Genomic DNA, 19,196 nt, shown 5'->3' on the forward strand with positions numbered 1-19,196 from the left:
GACCACGAGTGAGGAGAACAGCGATGAGCAACCCCTTCGAGAACCCCGACGGCCGCTATCTCGTGCTCGTCAACGAGGAGGGGCAGCACTCCCTGTGGCCCGCCTTCGCGGAGGTCCCGGCGGGCTGGACGGTCGCCCATGGCGAGGACGGCCGCCAGGAGTGCCTGGACTACGTCAATGAGCACTGGACCGATATGCGCCCGGCGAGCCTGGTCAACGCGATGGACAACGCCTCGGCCTGAGCGCATCCGCACGCGGTTGGCAGTTTCCGGTCGTATCTCTTCCCTCTTGGCGCCGCATGGCCGTAACGCGTGCCTTACGGTCGCCATGGTGCTCACGGCGTTACGTTGGCGAGGTGACGGACGCGAACGCCGGCCTTCCGGCGACCATGCGGGCATGGGTGGTCCCCACCCCGGGCCGGATCGAGCAGGTGGAGCTGCCGGTTCCGCGACCCGCCGAGGACGAGCTGCTGGTCCGGGTCCGGGCCTGTGGCGTCTGCCGCACCGATCTGCATGTACGCGACGGCGATCTGCCCCCGCACCGCAGTCCCGTCGTCCCCGGTCACGAGGCGGTCGGCGAGGTCGTCGCGGCGGGCCCGCGGGCGCGCGTCCCGGGCCCGGGAGTCCGGCTCGGCGTCCCCTGGCTGCGGCGCACCTGCGGCCGCTGCCGGTACTGCCTCCGGGGCCAGGAGAACCTGTGCCCGTTCTCCGAGTACACCGGCTGGGACGCGGACGGCGGCTACGCCGAGTACGTCACCGTACCGGCGGCCCACGCCTATGAGCTGCCCTCCGGCTACCGCGACGAGGAGCTCGCCCCGCTGCTGTGCGCCGGGATCATCGGCTACCGCGCGCTGCGCCGGGCCGAGCTCCCGCCGGGCGGGCGGCTCGGCATCTACGGCTTCGGCGGCTCGGCACACCTCACCGCCCAGGTCGCCATCGCGCAGGGCGCCGTCGTCCACGTCCTGACCCGCTCGTCCGCCGCCCGCGCGCTCGCCCTGGACCTCGGCGCCGCCTCCGCGAACGACGCCTACGACCGTCCGCCCGAACCGCTCGACGCCGCCATCCTCTTCGCCCCGGTGGGCGAACTGGTCCCGGTCGCCCTGGAGTCTCTGGACGCGGGCGGCACGCTGAGCATCGCCGGTATCTACCTCACCGACATCCCGTCGCTCGGCTACGAGCGGCATCTCTTCCGTGAGCGCACGGTCCGCAGCGTCACCGCCAACACCCGCGAGGACGGCCGCGAATTCCTCGCCGCCGCCGCCGAGCACCGCATCGGCGCCACGGTCACGCCGTACCCCTTCGACCGGGCGGACGCCGCCCTCGACGACCTCGCCGCCGACCGCGTCAACGGGGTGGCGGTCCTGACGATGCCGCGCTAGAGATGTCCGACGGCCGCCTCCCCGCGCCTTGCCGCGGCATCGATATGCGGCTCCACCACGTGGCAGGGCTCCGGCCCCGGGAAGCCCCGGTGCCTCAGGAGTTCGACCAGCCGCGGCGGCACAGCACCAGGCGGTAGCCGTCCGGGTCCTCGATGGTGACGCCCCATTCGTTCCAGTACGGATTGGGGGAGGTGACGCGGGTGCCGCCGTGCTGGGTCAGGCGGCCCATCAGCTCCTCGGGGACCGGTCCGTCGAGGTAGATCACCAGCAGATCCTCCTCGGTCGGCCGGGGCTCCACGGGGTGGGCCGCCTCGTACACGAGCTCCAGATGCCAGGAGGCGTCCGGCCAGCCGACCATCAGCAGATCGTGCTCCCCGGCCCGGTCGCCGCCCTCGGCCCGGTACGCCACGCTCAGCCCCAGCCCCGCACACCAGAAGCGCTCCGCCGCCGCGAGGTCGCGCGAGGGGCGGGCGATGCGGATGTGGCTCTGACCGTCGGCGGGCATGGGCGCCTCCTTCGTCGTGGCGGAACGCGTCGGCTTCGTCGGGGCGGAGCCTCAGGGGCCCGGTGATCACCCACCGGGCCGCGCCCCGAGCCTAGGGACGGGCCCGCCGCCGGGCATCGGCCGCTCGCCGGGCCTTCCCCCGGCCATGGGACCTACGACCGAGGACCGGTCACCCCACTCGCGTACGGTCACATGTCCTTCGCCCACCGGTGACCTCACACCGGGGACGTCACTCCGGTGACCGCACACCAGGGACCGCGCGCCAGGGACCGCGCACCAGGGACCTCACTCCGGCGACCCCGGACGGCGGCCGAGCGGGCTGATGCGGCGGTATCCCGCGCGGGCGTTGACGACGCGGGCGAGCGCCGTGCCCGCGACGGCCGCCGCCAGGAGACAGGCGAGCCAGCGGGCGTCGCGGCCGCCCGCCCAGGAGAGCTGGCCCGCGGGCGGAATGGCGAAGCCGTTGAGGAAAAGCCAGCACAGCCCCGCCGTACCGGGCGCCGCGACAAAGCGTGCGCACAGCCCCAGCAGCGCGGCCAGCAGCGAGAGCGCGACCAGAGCGAACATCGGGCGGCCGTGGCCGCCGAGGAAGTTCATGGCCGCCACCAGCACCAGAGCGCCGAGGAAGGCCCCGCCCCAGATGACGGGAGTGGCGACCGGGTCGGGAACCGGCCTGATCCCGGTGCTGAGCCGCCTCCACTCGATCATGGGCACCACCCTCCTCCGGGCACCATCCTCACAGCTCGATGGCCAGCCCACCCATACGCGGTCGGCATCGTTCCATCACACCCTCGCGCACCTGCCGTCATTACCAATTCTTTGCCATTGGGTAGGGTGGCACAGAAAATCTAGCGACGAGAGGGATGATTGTGGGCGCTCCGCGCATGAGCAGTACGCCATTGCCCGGTATCGGGGTTCGCTACGACTTGACGACACGAGAGAGCAAGCAGCTTTCGGTCATCGCACATCGCGATGGCGGCCGGACGCTGAGTGCGTACCGGAAGGAGGATCCCGATGAGTGTGCCCTGTCCACCAGGCTGACCCCAGCGGAAGCGGAGGCGCTGATCGGGGTTTTGATGCCCAGTCATCACAGCCCGAACCTGCTCTCCACCACCGAGCTGGGGCTGGTGGCCGAGCGGATCGAGCTGTCGTCCACGTCGTACTGGAACGGGCGGGTGCTGGGCGAGACGCGGATGCGGACGGATACCGGCGCCTCGATCGTGGCCGTGCTCCGCAGGGCGGAGGCGATCCCCTCCCCGACCCCCGACTTCCGGCTGGCCGGTGGGGACGAGCTGATCATAATCGGCACCCGCGAGGGCGTGGAGACGGCCGCGGCGATACTCGGGCGGGAGTGAGCCCATGCATGCGTCTGCCGTCTTTCTGATCGAGTTCGGTGCGGTCATCCTGGGGCTCGGGCTGCTGGGGCGGCTCGCCGGGCGGTTCCAGTTCTCCCCGATCCCGCTGTATCTGCTGGCCGGACTGGCCTTCGGCGAGGGCGGGCTGCTGCCGCTGGGGGCCAGCGAGGAGTTCGTCGCGACCGGCGCCGAGATCGGCGTCATCCTGCTGCTGCTGATGCTCGGGCTGGAGTACACCGCCACCGACCTGGTCAGCAATCTCAAGACCCAGTACCGGTCCGGGCTCGTGGACGCGGTGCTCAACGCACTGCCCGGCGCCGTCATGGCCCTGCTGCTGGGGTGGGGGCCGGTGGCCGCCGTGGTGCTGGCCGGTGTCACCTGGATCTCCTCCTCCGGCGTCATCGCCAAGGTGCTCGGCGATCTGGGTCGGCTCGGCAACCGCGAGACCCCGGTGATCCTCAGCATCCTCGTCCTCGAGGACCTGGCGATGGCCGTCTATCTGCCGATCGTCACCGCCCTGCTGGCGGGCGCGGGCCTGGCGGCGGGCAGCCTCACCCTGGCCATCGCCCTGGGCGTGGCCGGTCTGGTGCTCTTCCTGGCCGTTCGCTACGGACGGCACATCTCCCGCTTCGTCTCCAGCGACGACCCCGAGAAGCTGCTGCTGGTGGTGCTCGGGCTGACGCTGCTGGTGGCCGGGATCGCCCAGCAACTCCAGGTGTCGGCGGCCGTCGGCGCGTTCCTGGTGGGCATCGCCCTGTCCGGGGAGGTCGCCAAGGGTACCCACCATCTGCTCAGCCCGCTGCGGGATCTGTTCGCCGCCGTGTTCTTCGTCTTCTTCGGCCTGCACACGGATCCGGCCAGCATTCCGCCGGTGCTGCTGCCCGCCATGCTGCTGGCCGTCCTCACCGCCGGTACGAAGATCGCCACCGGTTACTGGGCGGCGCGGCAGGCCGGGATCTCGACCCGGGGCCGCTGGCGGGCGGGCGGCACGCTGGTGGCACGGGGCGAGTTCTCGATCGTCATCGCGGGGCTCGCCGTCACGGCTGGCATCGAACCGTCGCTCGGCCCGCTGGCCACGGCGTACGTCCTGATCCTGGTCGTCCTGGGGCCGCTCACGGCCCGCTGGACCGAGCCCGTCGCCCGGCAGGTCACGACCCGGCTGGCGGCGCGCCGCGAGTCCGCCGCCGCTGCGGCGGTCGAGGGCGGGGGCGATGGTGGGGCGGCGGAGCCGCGGGAGGCGGTGGACGACCCGGACGCGGTGGGGCGCCGCTCCTAGCGGTTCGGGGTGCGTATGGGGAGGGCCGCGGGGCGATCCGCGGCCCTCTGCGGTGCTCCGCGGGCCCTCTGCGGCGCTCCGCGGATCAGCCCTGGTTCTCTTCCTCGGACCCCGAGAGTCCTGGGTCATCTAAGCCCGCCAGGTTCCGCAACGCGTCGCCCAGCCCGGCCGCGACCATGCCGCCGCCCACGGCCCCCGCCGCCGTACCGGCCGTGACGCCCGCGGTACCCGCGATGCCCGCGGTACGCGCTATGGCCGCACTGGTGCGGCCATAGCGGGCGCGGGCTTCGATGAGCGCCCGGATCCAGGAGTCGATCTCACCGGTCCAGTCGCGCTGCTCAAAGCCCTCATGACCCTCGTAGGGCTCGTGGCCCTCGTGGCCCTCGTAGCCCTCGTGGTCTTCATGGTGCACGGTGTGGCGGCCCTGGACGTCGCCAGACCCACCGCCGCGCTTGTCGGCCTCCAGGACGACCTCCATGCCGTCGGGCCCGGTGAGGAGGGTCAGCGTGATCTCGTTCACGTCGTGGAGGTACTGAGGGGCCGGGGTGAGCTCGATCTCCTGGTGGAACGGGAGCCGCTGCCCGGTGCCCGCTATATGGGCGAGCCGCAGATCGGCGGCGACGAGGCCGAAGCCGAGCCGCCCCAGCGCCCCCAGCACGGCCTCCTGGACCGGCAGCGGGCGCACGATCAGCGGCTCCGGGTCGTCGTGGCCCCTGGCGCCCGCCGCCGCGAGTTCGACCCGGATGCCCAGGACGACACCCAGCGGCTGCCCGGAGACCTCGGTGAGCGGCGTTTCCCACGGCAGGTGAACGCTGAACGGAATATCTCTGTGCCGTCTCGCGTCGAGCCGGAACCCGCCGCCGAGCCGGAGACGGTCGAAGACCACACCGTCCTCGTGCCCCTCGCCGCCGTACCCGGCCCTGGCCCCGACTCCGACTCCGGCGACCAGCTCCAGCGCGAGGTGCTCGAGATCGCAGGCGCTGGCTCCGCCCCGGAGCCGCACATGCCCCCGCACCACCCCACCGGGGCGCACCGGCTCCCGGTCCAGGATCGTGTCCACCACGGGCCCACCGACACCGAGCGAGCCGAGCACTCGTTTGAACACCATCGCGGCGTTCACTCCTTCACTGTCACGGTGATCATTCTCTGTTCCGTGTGGGGGGGCGTTCGTTCCTGGCTTCCGTGGGGGGCATGCGTGGAACGAACGGGATGGTAAAGGGATTCCCATGTACGCGTCCTGGGGTGGCAAAACCGGCCAGAGACGGTGCGGTTCCGGCCACTGGGGTGTCCGGTGGTCCATGATCGGTTGATCGCCACATCCGCGAAGTGTGGGCGCGAGGACGGGAGAAACCGATGTCACGTGTGCGACGGATGAGATCGGCGCTGCTGAGCGTCGTGGCGATCGTCGTGAGCGCGGGAATCCGGCGATGGCGGCACAGGAAGGCCCGCGGCCGCGCCCAGGACGCCGGTAACTGAACCGGCTTGACGCCATGAATGCCCCGACCCTTGACACCACGGAATGCCCCGACCCTTGACGCCGGTGAATGACCGGGCCTTACGGCGAGTCGGGTCCGAATCGCCATTCCGCTTCGGGTAATGGTGGGCGAATCGATACAGCGAATTCGTCGGCCGGTGCCGCCGGCCGCCCACCCCTGCAGACGGCCGAGGAGCGGACACGGACATGGCGACGACAACCAAGCCCGAATATGAAGCTCCCGCCGAACCCACCAGACTCGGCAGCCTCGTGGTCGACTGGCTCACCACCACGGACCACAAGAAAATCGGACACCTGTACTTGGTGACCGCGTTCGGTTTCTTTCTGATCGGCGGCCTTCTGGCCATGATCATGCGGGCCGAACTCGCCCGGCCGGGACTGCAATTGGTCAGCCCGGAGCAGTACAACCAGGCTTTCACCCTGCACGGCACGCTGATGCTGCTGCTCTTCGCCACGCCGGTATTCGCCGGATTCGCCAACGAGATCATGCCGCTCCAGATCGGCGCCCCGGATGTCGCCTTTCCCCGGCTGAATATGCTCGCGTACTGGCTCTTCCTCTTCGGCGGGTTGATCGTGATCGGCGGTCTGCTCACCCCCGGCGGCGCGTCGGACTTCGGCTGGACGGCCTACACGCCGCTCAGCAGCAAGGCGCGGACCCCGGGTGTGGGCGGCGACATGTGGGTGATGGGCCTCGCCCTCTCCGGCTTCGGGACGATCCTGGGCGCCGTCAACTTCATCACGACCATCGTGTGCATGCGCGCCCCGGGAATGACGATGTTCCGGATGCCCATCTTCACCTGGAACATCCTCTTCACCTCGATCCTGGTGCTGCTCGCCTTTCCCACCCTGGCGGCCGCCCTGCTGGTGCTGGAGGCGGACCGCAAATTCGGCGCGGTCGTCTTCGAGGGGGCCAACGGCGGTCCGTTGCTGTGGCAGCACCTCTTCTGGTTCTTCGGCCACCCCGAGGTCTACATCATCGCCCTGCCGTTCTTCGGCATCATCACCGAAATCATCCCGGTGTTCTCCCGCAAGGTGGTCTTCGGCTATATGGGTCTGGTGGGGGCCACTATCAGCATCACCGGCCTCTCCGCGACGGTATGGGCCCACCACATGTTCGCCACCGGAGCCGTGCTCCTGCCGTTCTTCTCCTTTATGACGTTCCTCATCGCGGTGCCGACCGGGGTGAAGTTCTTCAACTGGATCGGAACCATGTGGCGCGGCTCCCTCTCCTTCGAGACGCCGATGCTGTGGTCCGTCGGCTTCCTGGTCACCTTTCTCTTCGGCGGGCTGACCGGGGTGATCCTGGCCTCGCCTCCGTTGGATTTCGAGGTCCATGACAGCTATTTCGTCGTCGCCCACTTCCACTACGTGGTCTTCGGTACGGTGGTCTTCGCGATGTTCGCCGGATTCTATTTCTGGTGGCCCAAGTTCACCGGCAAAATGCTCGACGAACGCCTCGGCCAGATCCACTTCTGGACCCTGTTCGTCGGCTTCCACACCACCTTCCTGGTTCACCACTGGCTCGGCGTCATCGGCATGCCGCGCCGCTATGTCGACTATCTGGCCGCCGACGGTTTCACCACGCTGAACACGGTCTCCACCATCGGCTCGTTCCTCCTGGGCCTGTCCACGCTGCCGTTCCTCTACAACGTGTGGAGAACCGGGAAGTACGGGAAGCGGGTCGAGCTCGACGACCCCTGGGGATGGGGCCGCTCCCTGGAATGGGCCACCTCGTGCCCGCCGCCCCGGCACAATTTCCTCACCCTGCCGAAGATCCGCTCCGAATCCCCCGCCTTCGACCTCCACCACCCCGAGGTCGTCCCCCACGAGGTCCCCACCACCAACCGACCGCCCCTCTCCGAGGCCATGGGCGCCCCGGTTGACCTCGGCACCGAGGACGACCGCAGCGGAGGGGATGGCCGTACCGGCGGGCACGGCCACACCGGCGGCGGGCCGGGCCCCGAAACGGGCGACGACACCGAGGGCCGCGAGGGCTGACCCTCGCCGGTGGGCGGCTGATGAGACCGTCGCCTCGTAGGTAGGTTTATCCGCGGGCGAAGGCCTCAGCGGACCCGCTGCCGGCGGAGGCGTTCTAGCCGGTGATGGCTTCGAACCAGGCCGGGTGGCGATTGCGGGAGGTGCGGACCATGGCTCGGCGTTCACGGCTGCGGCCGGTTGGGGATGTGGCGGCGGCCGATTGGGTGGTTGCGGGGACCGGGCCGTTCGGGTCCGGAGTGGGCTCTCTCGTACCGCACGGATTCGAGGCGTACGCGCGGATTCCGCATCCGGCGTCGGCGTCTGACGGCACCCCCGTGACATGGGCGGAGGTGGCCGCGTGGTCGGGCAGGGTGATGCATCCGCGGGCACAGTTCCGGGCGCTCGCCACTCCCGCGTCGGATGTGCGAGCGGCGAAGCCCTGGGAGGAGGAGCCCGAACCCGGCACGCTGCCCCCTACCGCGCTCACGGCGCTGTGCGACGTCCTGGCCCGGCACACCACGTCAGCTGACCGCTGCTGGTTCTGCGTCTGGGACGGCTACGAGTCCACATCAGACGGCCGCGGGACCATCACTTTCACGTCCACTTTCACGTCGGAGGAGGAAAGTGGGCAGCCGGAGCCGGATCTGCTTCCACCGGAGTTTCCGCCAGACATCGTCAATGGCCCTCGAGTGGAGCTGCCGAAACGCAGCTATCTCCTGCTCGATGGTCCGCTCGACGCCGCGGGGGAACTGGCGATGTCACTCTTTCCGCAGTCGCCCAACCTGTTCTGGCCCGACGAACGGACCTGGTGTGTCGCGACGGACACCGACCTCGACTCCACCTATCTCGGTGGCCCGGCGGCGCTCGTCGCCGCCCTGCTGTCGGATGAGCGTCTGGAGGCCGTGCGGGCCGAGGTGACCGATCCGGTGTGGGCCGACAGCGACGAGGTCAACCGCTGATCTGGGGTCAGCACCTCGCGGAGCGCACCTTTTTACCAGCAGCCGACGAGCATCGTCATCGACATCGATTTCTTCGCCCGTGAGCCAGAATTCACAGCGCTTCGATCTCGGCGCGACCAGGGCCAGACGATGAAGAACAAGCTGAGGGACGTCAGAACTGGTTGGCTGCCCAGTCCCGGCTGCGCTGGAACAGGCGCCAGCCGTCGGTGTCCTGCCGCCCAGCCAGGAAGGCGCCCTGAGCGGTGTCGTAGACCTCGCAGCCGAACGCCTCAGCCAGCAGGAAGATCGGTTCCATGACATCGTCACCGCTGCCGCGGACCTCCAGAAGGAGCGAACCGACCGGGTCGTCCCGGCCGACAAGCAGCTCGATCGACCAGGTGGGGCCGTTCAGGATCCCCCATGGCGGGTTCGACAGGTCGACGTCGGGCATTACCCTTCGTATCGTCTCCCGTACATAGCCAAGCGACCTGATTGGCGGGCTCTGATAGTCATCCGGTAGGTCGTCTATCGAGGCGATGCCCTCTGGCAGGCGTGCTACGTGAACATCCCAACTCATGCGGCCCTTCCTATCATTGGCTTCGGAGCACACCATAGAGGGCAAATTGCGGCCATCCTGATTGGTGCTCGTTGAAGCCGCCTGACCATTCGTCATGGAAACGACGGGGCTGCTTTGAACGCGATGGCCTGTACGTATAAGAGCTGACCTCGTACGTTCTCGAAGCATGGGCGATAAGAAGCAGCGTCGCGGCCGGGCTCGGGGCCAGAAGGGCAGGGCGGCCAAGCGGCGGGAAGCTCTGGAGTCTGCACGGCGCACCGATGAGGGAAGACCTCACGAGGAGAGTCCTCGAGGCGATAGTTGGCGATCGAAGATCTATGCCTGTGCCCAGAATGGAAAGGAGTACGTCCTGGTCCCGAACTCCACGACCGGAACGGGACTGCGCCGGAAGTACCTCAGCTGAGGTGTCATGTCAGGTGGTCACCGACGAGGTGGACCTTCGCCTCCAACTTGCCGCGATCGATCGGGTTCGGCCCCGTCGAAGGCCCCCTTTGACCGCGCGGACACTGACCGAGTCGATCGCGCAACGCGACCAGCCCATCTGGCCCGCACCCGGGCCTCGGACCAGTCCGTAAAGCGTTGGTGCACCGTCTGCCAGGAAGCGCCCAAAACCGGCGGCAGGCTGCCGCTAGGCGCAACCGGAGACGGCGACGAAGACAATCGCCACAAGCACGGCACGGTCATCGCACGGCCGTCGACTCCGCCGAGCGCGTACCAGCGGATCCGGCGCCATGTCCTGGGAGCGGCTGTGGTCCCGGTGAAACACATTCCCGCTTCTCGGAATGAGAAGGAGTGTGACAAGGAGACAGGACGTGATGTCCCCCCTCGCCACCCTTCTGCGTGGCGCCCCCGGCAGGACTCGAACCTGCGGCCAAGCGCTTAGAAGGCGCCTGCTCTATCCACTGAGCTACGGGGGCCGGTGGTGGTCATGGAGCGGGTGAGCCCCGGTGCCTGCGGGGTCGGCGGGGCGGCCGTGGTGCGGGTGGCCGGGCTCGACGGACCGTGACCTTGCCGGGACAAGGATAGGGCTCCTTGCACCTCGCCCCGGTTGCTTCACCTCCGTGGCACGTTGTGGAGGTTCGGTGAAGCGGTCTGATAATCGCAGGCAGGTCCGAAACTTGCATCGTTTTTCACGCCTCAAGGAACGGGTGTTGTGTACTCGTTATGCCCGCGCCTCTGTCGTCACGTCCGCCTCGTGCTCCTTTTGGGGTGATCCGGGTGGGTCTCTTTGACGCACACGAATGAGCATACGCTTCAAAAAGACATCAAAAGCGGGCATTCTTCATCACGTGGCGATCTTGGACGTACGGCCCCGGCTGCTCGACGCGCTGACCTCACTGCGTGACCGTGTCGACGCCGCTCGGTTTCCGCTCCCCCTTCCCGGCGCCGACCGCGCTCGCCGTAGCCGCGCCGAGCTGCTCGCTCAACTGGACGACTACCTCGTGCCCCGGTTGCGCGCCCCCGAAGCGCCCCTGCTCGCGGTAATCGGGGGATCGACGGGGGCGGGCAAATCCACCCTCGTCAATTCGCTGGTCGGCCGACGCGTCACCGAGGCCGGTGTGTTGCGGCCCACAACGCGTACGCCGGTGCTGGTGTGTCACCCCGACGACCACCCCTGGTTCGCCGGGCAGCGGGTGCTGCCGCGGCTCACCCGGGTGTGGGTCCCGGCGCAGGGGGAGCGCGCGGAGAGCGCGTACGACGAGGAGGGGCGGGCGCAGGAGGGGCCCGCGGCGCTGCGGGTGGAGACCGACGCGGGGCTGGCGCGGGGGCTCGCGCTGCTCGACGCGCCCGACATCGACTCGCTGGTCGCGCGGAACCGCGATCTGGCAGCGGAGCTGATCTGCGCCGCCGACATCTGGGTGCTCGTCACCACCGCCACCCGCTACGGCGACGCCGTCCCCTGGCATCTACTGCGGACCGCCAAGGAGTACGACGTCACCCTCGTCACCGTTCTGGACCGGGTGCCGCACCAGCTGGCCGCCGAGGTCTCACGGCAGTACGCCGGGCTCCTTACGGCGGCCGGGCTCGGCGATGTCCCGCGCTTCACCATCCCGGAGCTCCCCGAATCCGCGGGCGGCGGCAGTGGGCTGCTCCCGGCCACCGCCGTCGCCGCCCTGCGCACCTGGCTCACCCAGCACGCACAGGATCCGTACGCCCGCACCGCCGCTGCCGCCCGTACGGCCGCCGGGACGCTCGCCTCGCTGCGCGCCCGGATGCCCGCGCTGGCCGGGGCCGCGGCGGCACAGCACGCGGCCGCGGTGCGGCTGGTCCAGCGGGTCGAGGGCGCGTACGGGGAGGCCGGGGAACGGGTGCGGCGCGAGATCGCGCAGGGGGCGGCGCTCGCGGGCGGTGCGCTCACCCACTGGCACGGCCTGCCGCACGGCAGCGCCCCCGATGAGCTCCTTAACGCTCTGACCGACTCCCTGGCCACCCTGCTGCGCGGCGCGGCCGCCACGGCTGACGAACGGGTCGCGGAGGCCGGGAGGCAGGACCCGGCCGCGCGGGCCGGGCTCGCCCCGTGCGACGCGCGGGGCGCCGCCGAGCGGATCGGCGTGGCCGTACGGCACTGGCGGCGCTGCGTCGAGGAGCTGGCCGAGGAGGAGGCCCGGGCCCGGATCGCCGAATGCGGTGGCAGCTGCGTCCCCGAGGAGATCGCCGCGCTGCTCGCCGCGTCCCTCCTGGGCGGACGCCGCGCCCGTAAGGCGGGCGAGAAGCTCGCCGAGACCCTGGGCGCGCAAGCGGCACTGCGCCTGGGCGACCGCGGCGGACGGCTGCTCGACGGCTGTGTCACCCGCGCCATGCGGGCGGAGCGCGACCGCAGGCTCGCCCCTCTGGACGCCCTGGACATGTCCCCGGAACACCAGGTCGAGCTGATCGCCGCGCTGTCCGTACTGCAGAAGGAGAGGTGACCGCAGGTGACGGCCACGGAGGACAACGGCGGCGATGAGGGCAACGGCTGCGACGAGGGCTACGGCGGCAATGAGGGCGGCGGCGACGGCCGCGCGGGATGCGGTGAAGACCGGGTCGCGGCGGGCCGCCACACCTGGGACGACGGCCTGATCGCCCGGCGCGCCCACCGCCGGGTCGCCGGACGTGTCGCGGGCCGCCAGGCCCGTGCGGTGGACCAGCGGGCGGCGGAGGAGGCGGCACCGGACATCCCCGGCGCCACGGCGGGCTACTTCCCGGGGGAGGAGGAGGCCGAACGGCGGTCCTTCGGCGGCCCTCCGTACGCCGTGTACCAGGCAGGCCTCCGCAGCTTCGCCACGGGCACCCTCCGGCCCCGTCTGGAGGCCCTGCGCCAGCTGGTCGGGCTGTCCCGGTCCCGGCTCGAGGGGCGCATGCTCGCCGGGGCCGCGCGGGTGCTCGACGAGGCGGACGCGCGGGGGCGGCATCCTTACGGGCACACCGTGGTCGCCGTCGCCGGGGCCACCGGAAGCGGTAAGTCGACACTGTTCAACACCCTCGCCGGAGCCCACCTCTCCGAGACCGGCATCCGCCGCCCGACCACCGCCATGCCCCTCGCCTGCGCGTGGACCGACCACGCCGACGGCCTGCTGGACCGGCTCGGCATCCCCGCGGTGGACCGGCGCAACCCGGGCTATCCGTACGACCCCGCGCTGCGCGGCCTGGTCCTGCTCGACCTGCCCGACCACGACTCGGCCGCCCCGGGCCACCGGGAGCGGGTGGACCGGCTGCTGGGCCTCGTGGACGCCGTGGTGTGGGTGGTGGACCCCGAGAAGTACGCGGACGCGGTCCTCCATGAGCGCTATCTGCGGCCACTGGCCGGATACGCCGAGGTGACCTTCGTCGTGCTCAACCAGGTGGACCGGCTCCCGGGCGAGGCCGCGGACCAGGTGCTGGACGATCTGCGGCGGTTGCTGGACGAGGACGGGCTCGCGCTCGGGGAGCACGGGGAGCCGGGGGCCACCGTGCTCGCGCTGTCCGCGCTGACCGGGGAGGGCGTCGGCGAGCTCCGGGAGATGCTCGGGCGGCTCACGGCCGAGTGCGGGGCGGCCGAGCGCCGGCTGTCGGCGGACGTGGACGGAACGATGACGCGGCTGCGGCCGCAGTATGTGGCGGACGGCGGGCCGGTCGGGCTCACCGAGCGGGCACGGGCGGAGTTCGAGGACCGGCTGGCCGAGGCGGCGGGCGCGGGGGCGGCCGGGAAGGCGGCCGAGCGCACCTGGCTGAGGGACGCGGAGTGGGCGTGCGGAACGCCCTGGGGGCGGCTGCGGGCGAGGAAAGGCCGCCCCCCAGGGAGTTCTCGGGGCGGCTCCCGGGGGTCGCGAGCCTCCGGGGCCGGGGAGTGGACGGAGATCCCGGGCGCGCGGGCGCGATCGATGGCGGTGGAAGCGGTCACCGCGCGCCCCGCGGTGGAGGAGGCGGTACGCACGATCGGGGACGAGGCGACGGCCGGGCTGCCCGGCCCGTGGGCCCAGGCGGTCCGGGAGGCGGCGGGGTGGGGCGGCAGGGGGCTGGCGGAGGCGGTCGACGAGGCGGTGGCGGCCGAGACGGCGCACCGGCGGGCGGTCCGGCCCGTGTGGTGGTCGATGGTGACGGCGGCTCAGGTGACCGTGCTGCTGGTGCAAGTGATGGGGGTGCTGTGGCTGTTGGGCGCCATGGCCGGGGTGTTCGGCGGGCCGGAGCGGTGGATGCCGGTGCTGGTGGTGGTCGGCGGCGCGGCGGTCGGCCCGGCACTGGCGTGGGGCTCCCGGGCAGCCGCGCGCGGGCCCGCCCGGCGCCACGGCCGGTCGGTGGAGGGCCGTCTGCGGGAGGTGGCGGCCGAGTGCGGGCGCAGGCGGGTGCTGGAGCCGGTGGAGGCGGAGCTGGCGCGGTACGGGGAGGTACGGGCGCAGTACGTGGCCGCGGCGGGCGGGACGTGACGGGCCCGCTCGGCGTGTCGGGTGCGTGTCGGGTGCCGGGTGCCGGGTGCCGGGTGCCGGGTGCCGGGTGCCGGGTGCGGGGTGTGGGGTGTCGGGGCTGGGGCGTGACGGGGGGTCACTCGTCCGGGTGGCCGAGTTGTCCACAATTGCGGGGTCGTGCACAGGCCCCGGCGGGGTTTTGTGATGCCGGGCAGCATGGTCCTCGAACGGCATGACAGAGCCGCGAAGTGATGGGGGAGGCGTAGCCGGTGAACGAGAGCTGGGTGACCGTGGTGGGGAATGCCGCGACGCGGCCGGACTTCTGGGAGACGGCGGCGGGTGTCGCGGTGGCCCGGTTCCGACTGGCGGCGACGGTGCGCCGCTGGGACCGCGGGCGGGACGCGTGGGCGGACGCGTACACGAGCTTCTACACGGTCTGGACGTGGCGGTCGCTGGCCGCGAATGTCGCCGGGTCGGTCTCGCTCGGTGAACCGCTCGTCGTTCACGGGACGCTGCGGGTGCGGGAGCGCGAATGGGAGCGGGACCGGCCGCTTCAGGGAGATGGGGAAGGGGGAGGGGCGGGCGCCCCTCCGGCCCCGGGTGGGGACCCCGGTGGCGGGGCGCATCAGCCCAGGCGCTGGGTCACCGCGGAGATCGACGCGCTGGCGGTCGGACACGATCTCGCGCGAGGTACATCAGCATTTCGTCGGGTTTCACAGGCCAAACCGCTTCTAAACACACCGACCAGGGCAACTTCCCCGTGAATGGCCGCGCCCACGGGTGATTTGTCGATAATCCCAGGTCATATGAGATCTGGGCTTAGATAACGATTCCGATTCGGATCGGTTGGGTCTAGGTATTCAGGGGGAGTGTGCGGTTCCTTTCTCCCTAGGATCCCTGCGTGCCCAACGGGGGTTCCTGAGTTTTGAGTTCGCTGGCGAGGCGCACCAACTGACTGGCGCTCGCCCGGAGGGAAAACCATGATTTCTGTAAGGAGGCGGGGCGCTGCCCGCCTTGCGGCCGCCGTTCTGGCGTCCGGCCTGGTCGCGGCGGGTGCGATGGTCACCGCCGGTACCGCCGCCGCCGATGACGCGCCGCCGAGCCGGGGTGGCGCGACCGCCACGCTGGGCGGTCTCAAGACGTTCGACAAGGCCATCATTCACGACAACGGCAAGGACCAGCAGGTCGGCGCCGGTCTCTTCGAGATGTCGGTCGACAATGGCGGTTCCATCCAGACGTACTGCATTGATCTGCACAACCCGACGCAGAGCAAGGCGAAGTACGAGGAGAAGTCCTGGGCCGAGACGTCCCTGGCCAACAACCCCAACGCGGGCAAGATCAACTGGGTTCTGCAGAACTCCTACCCGCAGGTGAACGACCTCGGCGCGCTGGCGAAGAAGGCGGGCGTCGACGGCGCCCTCACCGAGAAGACCGCCGCCGCGGGCACGCAGGTCGCCATCTGGCGCTTCTCCGACAACGCGAAGGTCGACGCGGCCAACCCGCAGGCCGAGAAGCTGGCCGACTACCTGGAGAAGAGCGCGCAGAACCTCCAGGAGCCCAAGGCGTCGCTGAGCCTGGACCCGCCGGCCGTCTCCGGCAAGGCCGGTGAGCGGCTCGGCCCGGTCAAGGTCCACACCAACGCCGACAGCGTCACCCTGGCCCCGGGCACCGACTCCGCGGGCAGTGGCGTCAAGCTCGTGGACAAGACCGGCAAGACCATCACCAGCGCCGCCGACGGCGGCGAGGTGTACTTCGACGTCCCGGAGGGCGCGTCGGACGGCTCCGCCACGCTGACCGCCCAGGCCGCCACCAAGGTTCCGGTGGGCCGCGCGTTCGCCAGCGCCACCAAGAGCCAGACGCAGATCCTGGCCGGGTCCAGCGAGAGCACCGTCTCCGCCACCGCTACCGCGAACTGGGCGAAGAAGGGTGCCGTCCCGGCGGTCTCCGCCGAGAAGGACTGCGCCAAGGGCGGCGTGGACATCACGGCAGCCAACAAGGGCGACGAGGCGTTCACCTTCGAGCTGCTGGGCAAGAAGTACACCGTCGAGGCGGGTCAGTCGAAGACCGTGACCGCCCCGGTGAAGGAGGACGAGAGCTACAAGTTCACCATCACCGGTGCGAACGGCTTCAAGACGACCTTCTCCGGCGTTCTCGACTGCAAGACCTCCAGCAGCGGCGGCAGCGACACTCCCTCCTCGCAGCCGAGCCCCGCGTCGGCCGGGGGCAGCACCGGCGGTGACACCTCCGGTGGCGACCTCGCCGAGACCGGTAGCAGCAGCAACACCCCGATGATCGCGGGCATCGCCGCGGCGCTGGTCGTGGTCGGCGGCGGCGCGGTCTTCTTCGTCCGCAAGAAGAAGGCTCCCGCGGGCGAGTGAACCCCAGGGCGGCGACGCCAGGGCAGCAGTGATCGCTGAGTGAAGCGACGGTCACCGGATGTGGTGATCATCGAAGAACGCGGTGATGGAGGGCCGGAGCCTCGTGGAGGCTCCGGCCCTTCGCGTCGCGGGGGACGGCGCATAGCGCGTTGCGGGGGACGGCGCATGCCGGACCCGGGCCGCGCGCCGGATCAAAACGGGTTTCCGCCTCGGGCGCGGCGTACGGCAAGATGGCTGTATCTGCCCTCACGCGGTGGAGCCGCCACGGATACGGATACCGCGGCGGAGCCGCACCTCGATACCTACCAGATTGCCGGACGGTTTCTCTTGGCTGAGTTCATCTACACCATGCGCAAGACGCGCAAGGCGCACGGCGACAAGGTGATCCTCGACGATGTCACGCTGAGCTTTCTGCCCGGCGCGAAAATCGGTGTCGTGGGCCCCAACGGCGCCGGTAAGTCGACGGTGCTGAAGATCATGGCCGGTCTGGAGCAGCCGTCCAATGGTGACGCCTTCCTCTCGCCCGGCTACAGCGTCGGCATCCTGCTCCAGGAGCCCCCGCTGGACGAGTCCAAGACCGTGCTGGAGAACGTCCAGGACGGCGTGGCGGTCACCAAGGGCAAGCTGGACCGCTTCAACGAGATCGCCGAGCAGATGGCGACCGACTACAGCGACGAGCTGCTGGAGGAGATGGGCAAGCTCCAGGAGGACCTGGACCACTCGGGCGCCTGGGACCTGGACGCCCAGCTCGAGCAGGCCATGGACGCCCTCGGCTGCCCGCCCGGCGACTGGCCGGTCACCACCCTCTCCGGCGGGGAGAAGCGCCGTGTCGCGCTCTGCAAGCTGCTGCTGGAGGCGCCCGACCTGCTGCTGCTGGACGAGCCCACCAACCACCTCGACGCCGAGTCCGTCAACTGGCTGGAGCAGCACCTCGCCAAGTACGCGGGCACCGTCGTGGCCATCACCCACGACCGGTACTTCCTGGACAACGTCGCCGAGTGGATCCTGGAGCTCGACCGCGGCCGTGCCATCGGCTACGAGGGCAACTACTCCACCTACCTGGAGAAGAAGCAGGCCCGGCTGAAGGTCGAGGGCCAGAAGGACGCCAAGCGCGCCAAGCGGCTCAAGGACGAGCTGGACTGGGTCCGCTCCAACGCCAAGGGCCGCCAGGCCAAGTCCCGGGCCCGGCTGACCCGTTACGAGGAGATGGCCGCCGAGGCCGAGAAGACCCGGAAGCTGGACTTCGAGGAGATCCAGATCCCGCCGGGCCCGCGGCTGGGCAATGTCGTGGTCGAGGTGAAGAACCTCTCCAAGGCGTTCGGTGAGAAGGTCCTGATCGACGACCTCTCCTTCACCCTCCCGCGGAACGGCATCGTCGGCGTCATCGGCCCCAACGGCGCCGGTAAGACCACGCTCTTCAAGATGATCCAGGGCCTGGAGACCGCCGACGCGGGCTCCATCAAGGTCGGCGAGACCGTCAAGATCTCCTACGTCGACCAGAGCCGCGCCAATATCGACCCCAAGAAGACGCTGTGGGCGGTCGTCTCCGACGAGCTCGACTACATCAACGTCGGCCAGGTCGAGATGCCCTCCCGCGCCTATGTCTCCGCCTTCGGCTTCAAGGGCCCGGACCAGCAGAAGCCGGCCGGGGTGCTCTCGGGCGGTGAGCGCAACCGCCTCAACCTCGCGCTCACCCTCAAGCAGGGCGGCAATCTGCTGCTCCTCGACGAGCCCACCAACGACCTCGACGTGGAAACCCTCTCCTCGCTGGAGAACGCGCTGCTCGACTTCCCCGGCTGCGCCGTGGTCGTCTCCCACGACCGATGGTTCCTCGACCGCGTCGCCACCCACATCCTGGCGTACGAGGGCGACTCCAAGTGGTTCTGGTTCGAGGGCAACTTCGAGTCGTACGAGAAGAACAAGGTCGAGCGGCTCGGCCCGGACGCGGCCCGTCCGCACCGCGCCACCTACAAGAAGCTGACCCGGGGCTGAGTGGATGGCACGCCATATCTACTCCTGTCCCCTGCGCTGGTCCGATATGGACGCGTTCGGCCACGTCAACAACGTGACCTTCCTCCGCTATCTGGAGGAGGCCCGGGTCGACTTCATGTGGCGGCTGGCGCCGGGGAGCGGGAGTGACGCGTTCACCGGCGGCGTGGTCGTGGCCCGGCATGAGATCGACTACCTGAAGCCCCTGGTCCACCGGCACCGTCCGGTGACGATCGAGACCTGGGTGACGCAGATCGGGGCCGCGTATCTCACCCTGCGCTATGAGATCAAGGACGAGGACGCCCTGTATGTGCGTGCCACCACCCGCATCGTGCCCTATGACCTCGACCAGGGCCGCCCGCGTCGGGTCACCCCGGAGGAGGAGAAGTTCCTGGCCGAGTACCTGGAGCCGGACCCGGTGACGAAGGGCGCCGCCAAGAAGGCGTCCAAGGCGTCCAAGACGCCC

At 70.2% G+C, this 19,196-nt stretch carries 15 protein-coding genes, 1 tRNA gene and 1 pseudogene; 12 read left to right on the forward strand and 5 right to left on the reverse strand.

Annotation, left to right across the window (positions count from 1 at the left end):
- Positions 1 to 23 precede the first annotated feature (23 nt).
- Together VT50_RS27535 and VT50_RS27540 are read left to right on the forward strand one after the other, a co-directional pair.
- Positions 24 to 242 (forward strand): MbtH family protein, encoded by a 219-nt coding sequence (locus VT50_RS27535; protein WP_046087261.1) that lies wholly within the window; start codon positions 24 to 26, stop codon positions 240 to 242.
- Between the two features lie 146 nt (positions 243 to 388).
- The gene (locus VT50_RS27540; protein WP_046087274.1) at positions 389 to 1,378 is read left to right on the forward strand and encodes a zinc-binding alcohol dehydrogenase family protein; all 990 of its coding nucleotides are present in this window, start codon (positions 389 to 391) and stop codon (positions 1,376 to 1,378) included.
- Between the two features lie 94 nt (positions 1,379 to 1,472).
- Here the strand turns inward: VT50_RS27540 and VT50_RS27545 are convergent, their stop codons facing one another.
- Positions 1,473 to 1,883 carry a VOC family protein gene (locus tag VT50_RS27545; protein WP_046087262.1) on the reverse strand — a complete coding sequence of 137 codons (411 nt, stop codon included), beginning with the start codon at positions 1,881 to 1,883 and terminating at the stop codon, positions 1,473 to 1,475.
- Positions 1,884 to 2,168: 285 nt separating this feature from the next.
- Positions 2,169 to 2,591, reverse strand: coding sequence for a hypothetical protein (locus VT50_RS27550; RefSeq protein ID WP_046087263.1), 423 nt, complete (start codon positions 2,589 to 2,591; stop codon positions 2,169 to 2,171).
- Between the two features lie 176 nt (positions 2,592 to 2,767).
- Here VT50_RS27550 and VT50_RS27555 point away from each other — a divergent pair, with 176 nt between their 5' ends.
- Together VT50_RS27555 and VT50_RS27560 are read left to right on the forward strand one after the other, a co-directional pair.
- Positions 2,768 to 3,238 carry a cation:proton antiporter regulatory subunit gene (locus VT50_RS27555; RefSeq protein WP_046087275.1) on the forward strand — a complete coding sequence of 157 codons (471 nt, stop codon included), beginning with the start codon at positions 2,768 to 2,770 and terminating at the stop codon, positions 3,236 to 3,238.
- 4 nt (positions 3,239 to 3,242) lie between these two features.
- The gene (locus VT50_RS27560; protein WP_046087264.1) at positions 3,243 to 4,514 is read left to right on the forward strand and encodes a cation:proton antiporter; all 1,272 of its coding nucleotides are present in this window, start codon (positions 3,243 to 3,245) and stop codon (positions 4,512 to 4,514) included.
- An 85-nt stretch (positions 4,515 to 4,599) separates the two neighbouring features.
- On the opposite strand, the gene VT50_RS27565 is transcribed toward VT50_RS27560, so the two are convergent.
- A complete protein-coding gene (locus tag VT50_RS27565) occupies positions 4,600 to 5,622 on the reverse strand; it encodes a sporulation protein (protein WP_046087265.1) in 1,023 nt (340 codons plus the stop codon).
- Positions 5,623 to 6,195: 573 nt separating this feature from the next.
- Between VT50_RS27565 and ctaD the strand changes: the two genes are divergently transcribed.
- Entirely contained in the window at positions 6,196 to 8,007 is a 1,812-nt protein-coding gene (ctaD, locus tag VT50_RS27570) for an aa3-type cytochrome oxidase subunit I (RefSeq protein WP_046087266.1), read from the forward strand.
- Positions 8,008 to 8,321: 314 nt separating this feature from the next.
- On the forward strand, positions 8,322 to 8,945 hold the full coding sequence (locus tag VT50_RS27575) for a hypothetical protein (RefSeq protein ID WP_240529333.1): 624 nt from the start codon (positions 8,322 to 8,324) through the stop codon (positions 8,943 to 8,945).
- A 151-nt stretch (positions 8,946 to 9,096) separates the two neighbouring features.
- Here the strand turns inward: VT50_RS27575 and VT50_RS27580 are convergent, their stop codons facing one another.
- Both VT50_RS27580 and VT50_RS27590 read right to left on the reverse strand, forming a co-directional pair.
- Entirely contained in the window at positions 9,097 to 9,375 is a 279-nt protein-coding gene (locus VT50_RS27580) for a hypothetical protein (RefSeq protein ID WP_053048634.1), read from the reverse strand.
- A 967-nt stretch (positions 9,376 to 10,342) separates the two neighbouring features.
- A tRNA-Arg gene (locus tag VT50_RS27590) sits at positions 10,343 to 10,418 on the reverse strand.
- A gap of 381 nt (positions 10,419 to 10,799) precedes the next feature.
- On the opposite strand from VT50_RS27590, the gene VT50_RS27595 reads away from it, so the two are divergent.
- From VT50_RS27595 to VT50_RS27625, 6 genes and pseudogenes are all read left to right on the forward strand, one after another.
- Positions 10,800 to 12,410, forward strand: coding sequence for a dynamin family protein (locus VT50_RS27595; RefSeq protein ID WP_046087277.1), 1,611 nt, complete (start codon positions 10,800 to 10,802; stop codon positions 12,408 to 12,410).
- A gap of 6 nt (positions 12,411 to 12,416) precedes the next feature.
- Positions 12,417 to 14,384, forward strand: coding sequence for a GTPase (locus VT50_RS27600; RefSeq protein ID WP_046087268.1), 1,968 nt, complete (start codon positions 12,417 to 12,419; stop codon positions 14,382 to 14,384).
- Between the two features lie 272 nt (positions 14,385 to 14,656).
- Entirely contained in the window at positions 14,657 to 15,127 is a 471-nt protein-coding gene (locus tag VT50_RS27610) for a single-stranded DNA-binding protein (protein WP_240529335.1), read from the forward strand.
- Positions 15,128 to 15,343: 216 nt separating this feature from the next.
- Entirely contained in the window at positions 15,344 to 16,741 is a 1,398-nt protein-coding gene (locus VT50_RS27615; RefSeq protein ID WP_046088891.1) for an LAETG motif-containing sortase-dependent surface protein, read from the forward strand.
- A gap of 327 nt (positions 16,742 to 17,068) precedes the next feature.
- The gene (ettA, locus tag VT50_RS27620; RefSeq protein ID WP_046088892.1) at positions 17,069 to 18,733 is read left to right on the forward strand and encodes an energy-dependent translational throttle protein EttA; all 1,665 of its coding nucleotides are present in this window, start codon (positions 17,069 to 17,071) and stop codon (positions 18,731 to 18,733) included.
- Between the two features lie 4 nt (positions 18,734 to 18,737).
- A pseudogene (locus VT50_RS27625) lies at positions 18,738 to 19,148 on the forward strand (acyl-CoA thioesterase); the annotation flags it as partial.
- Positions 19,149 to 19,196: the final 48 nt, after the last annotated feature.

Source organism: Streptomyces antioxidans (assembly GCF_000968685.2).
In the GTDB taxonomy this organism is placed as follows: domain Bacteria; phylum Actinomycetota; class Actinomycetes; order Streptomycetales; family Streptomycetaceae; genus Streptomyces; species Streptomyces antioxidans.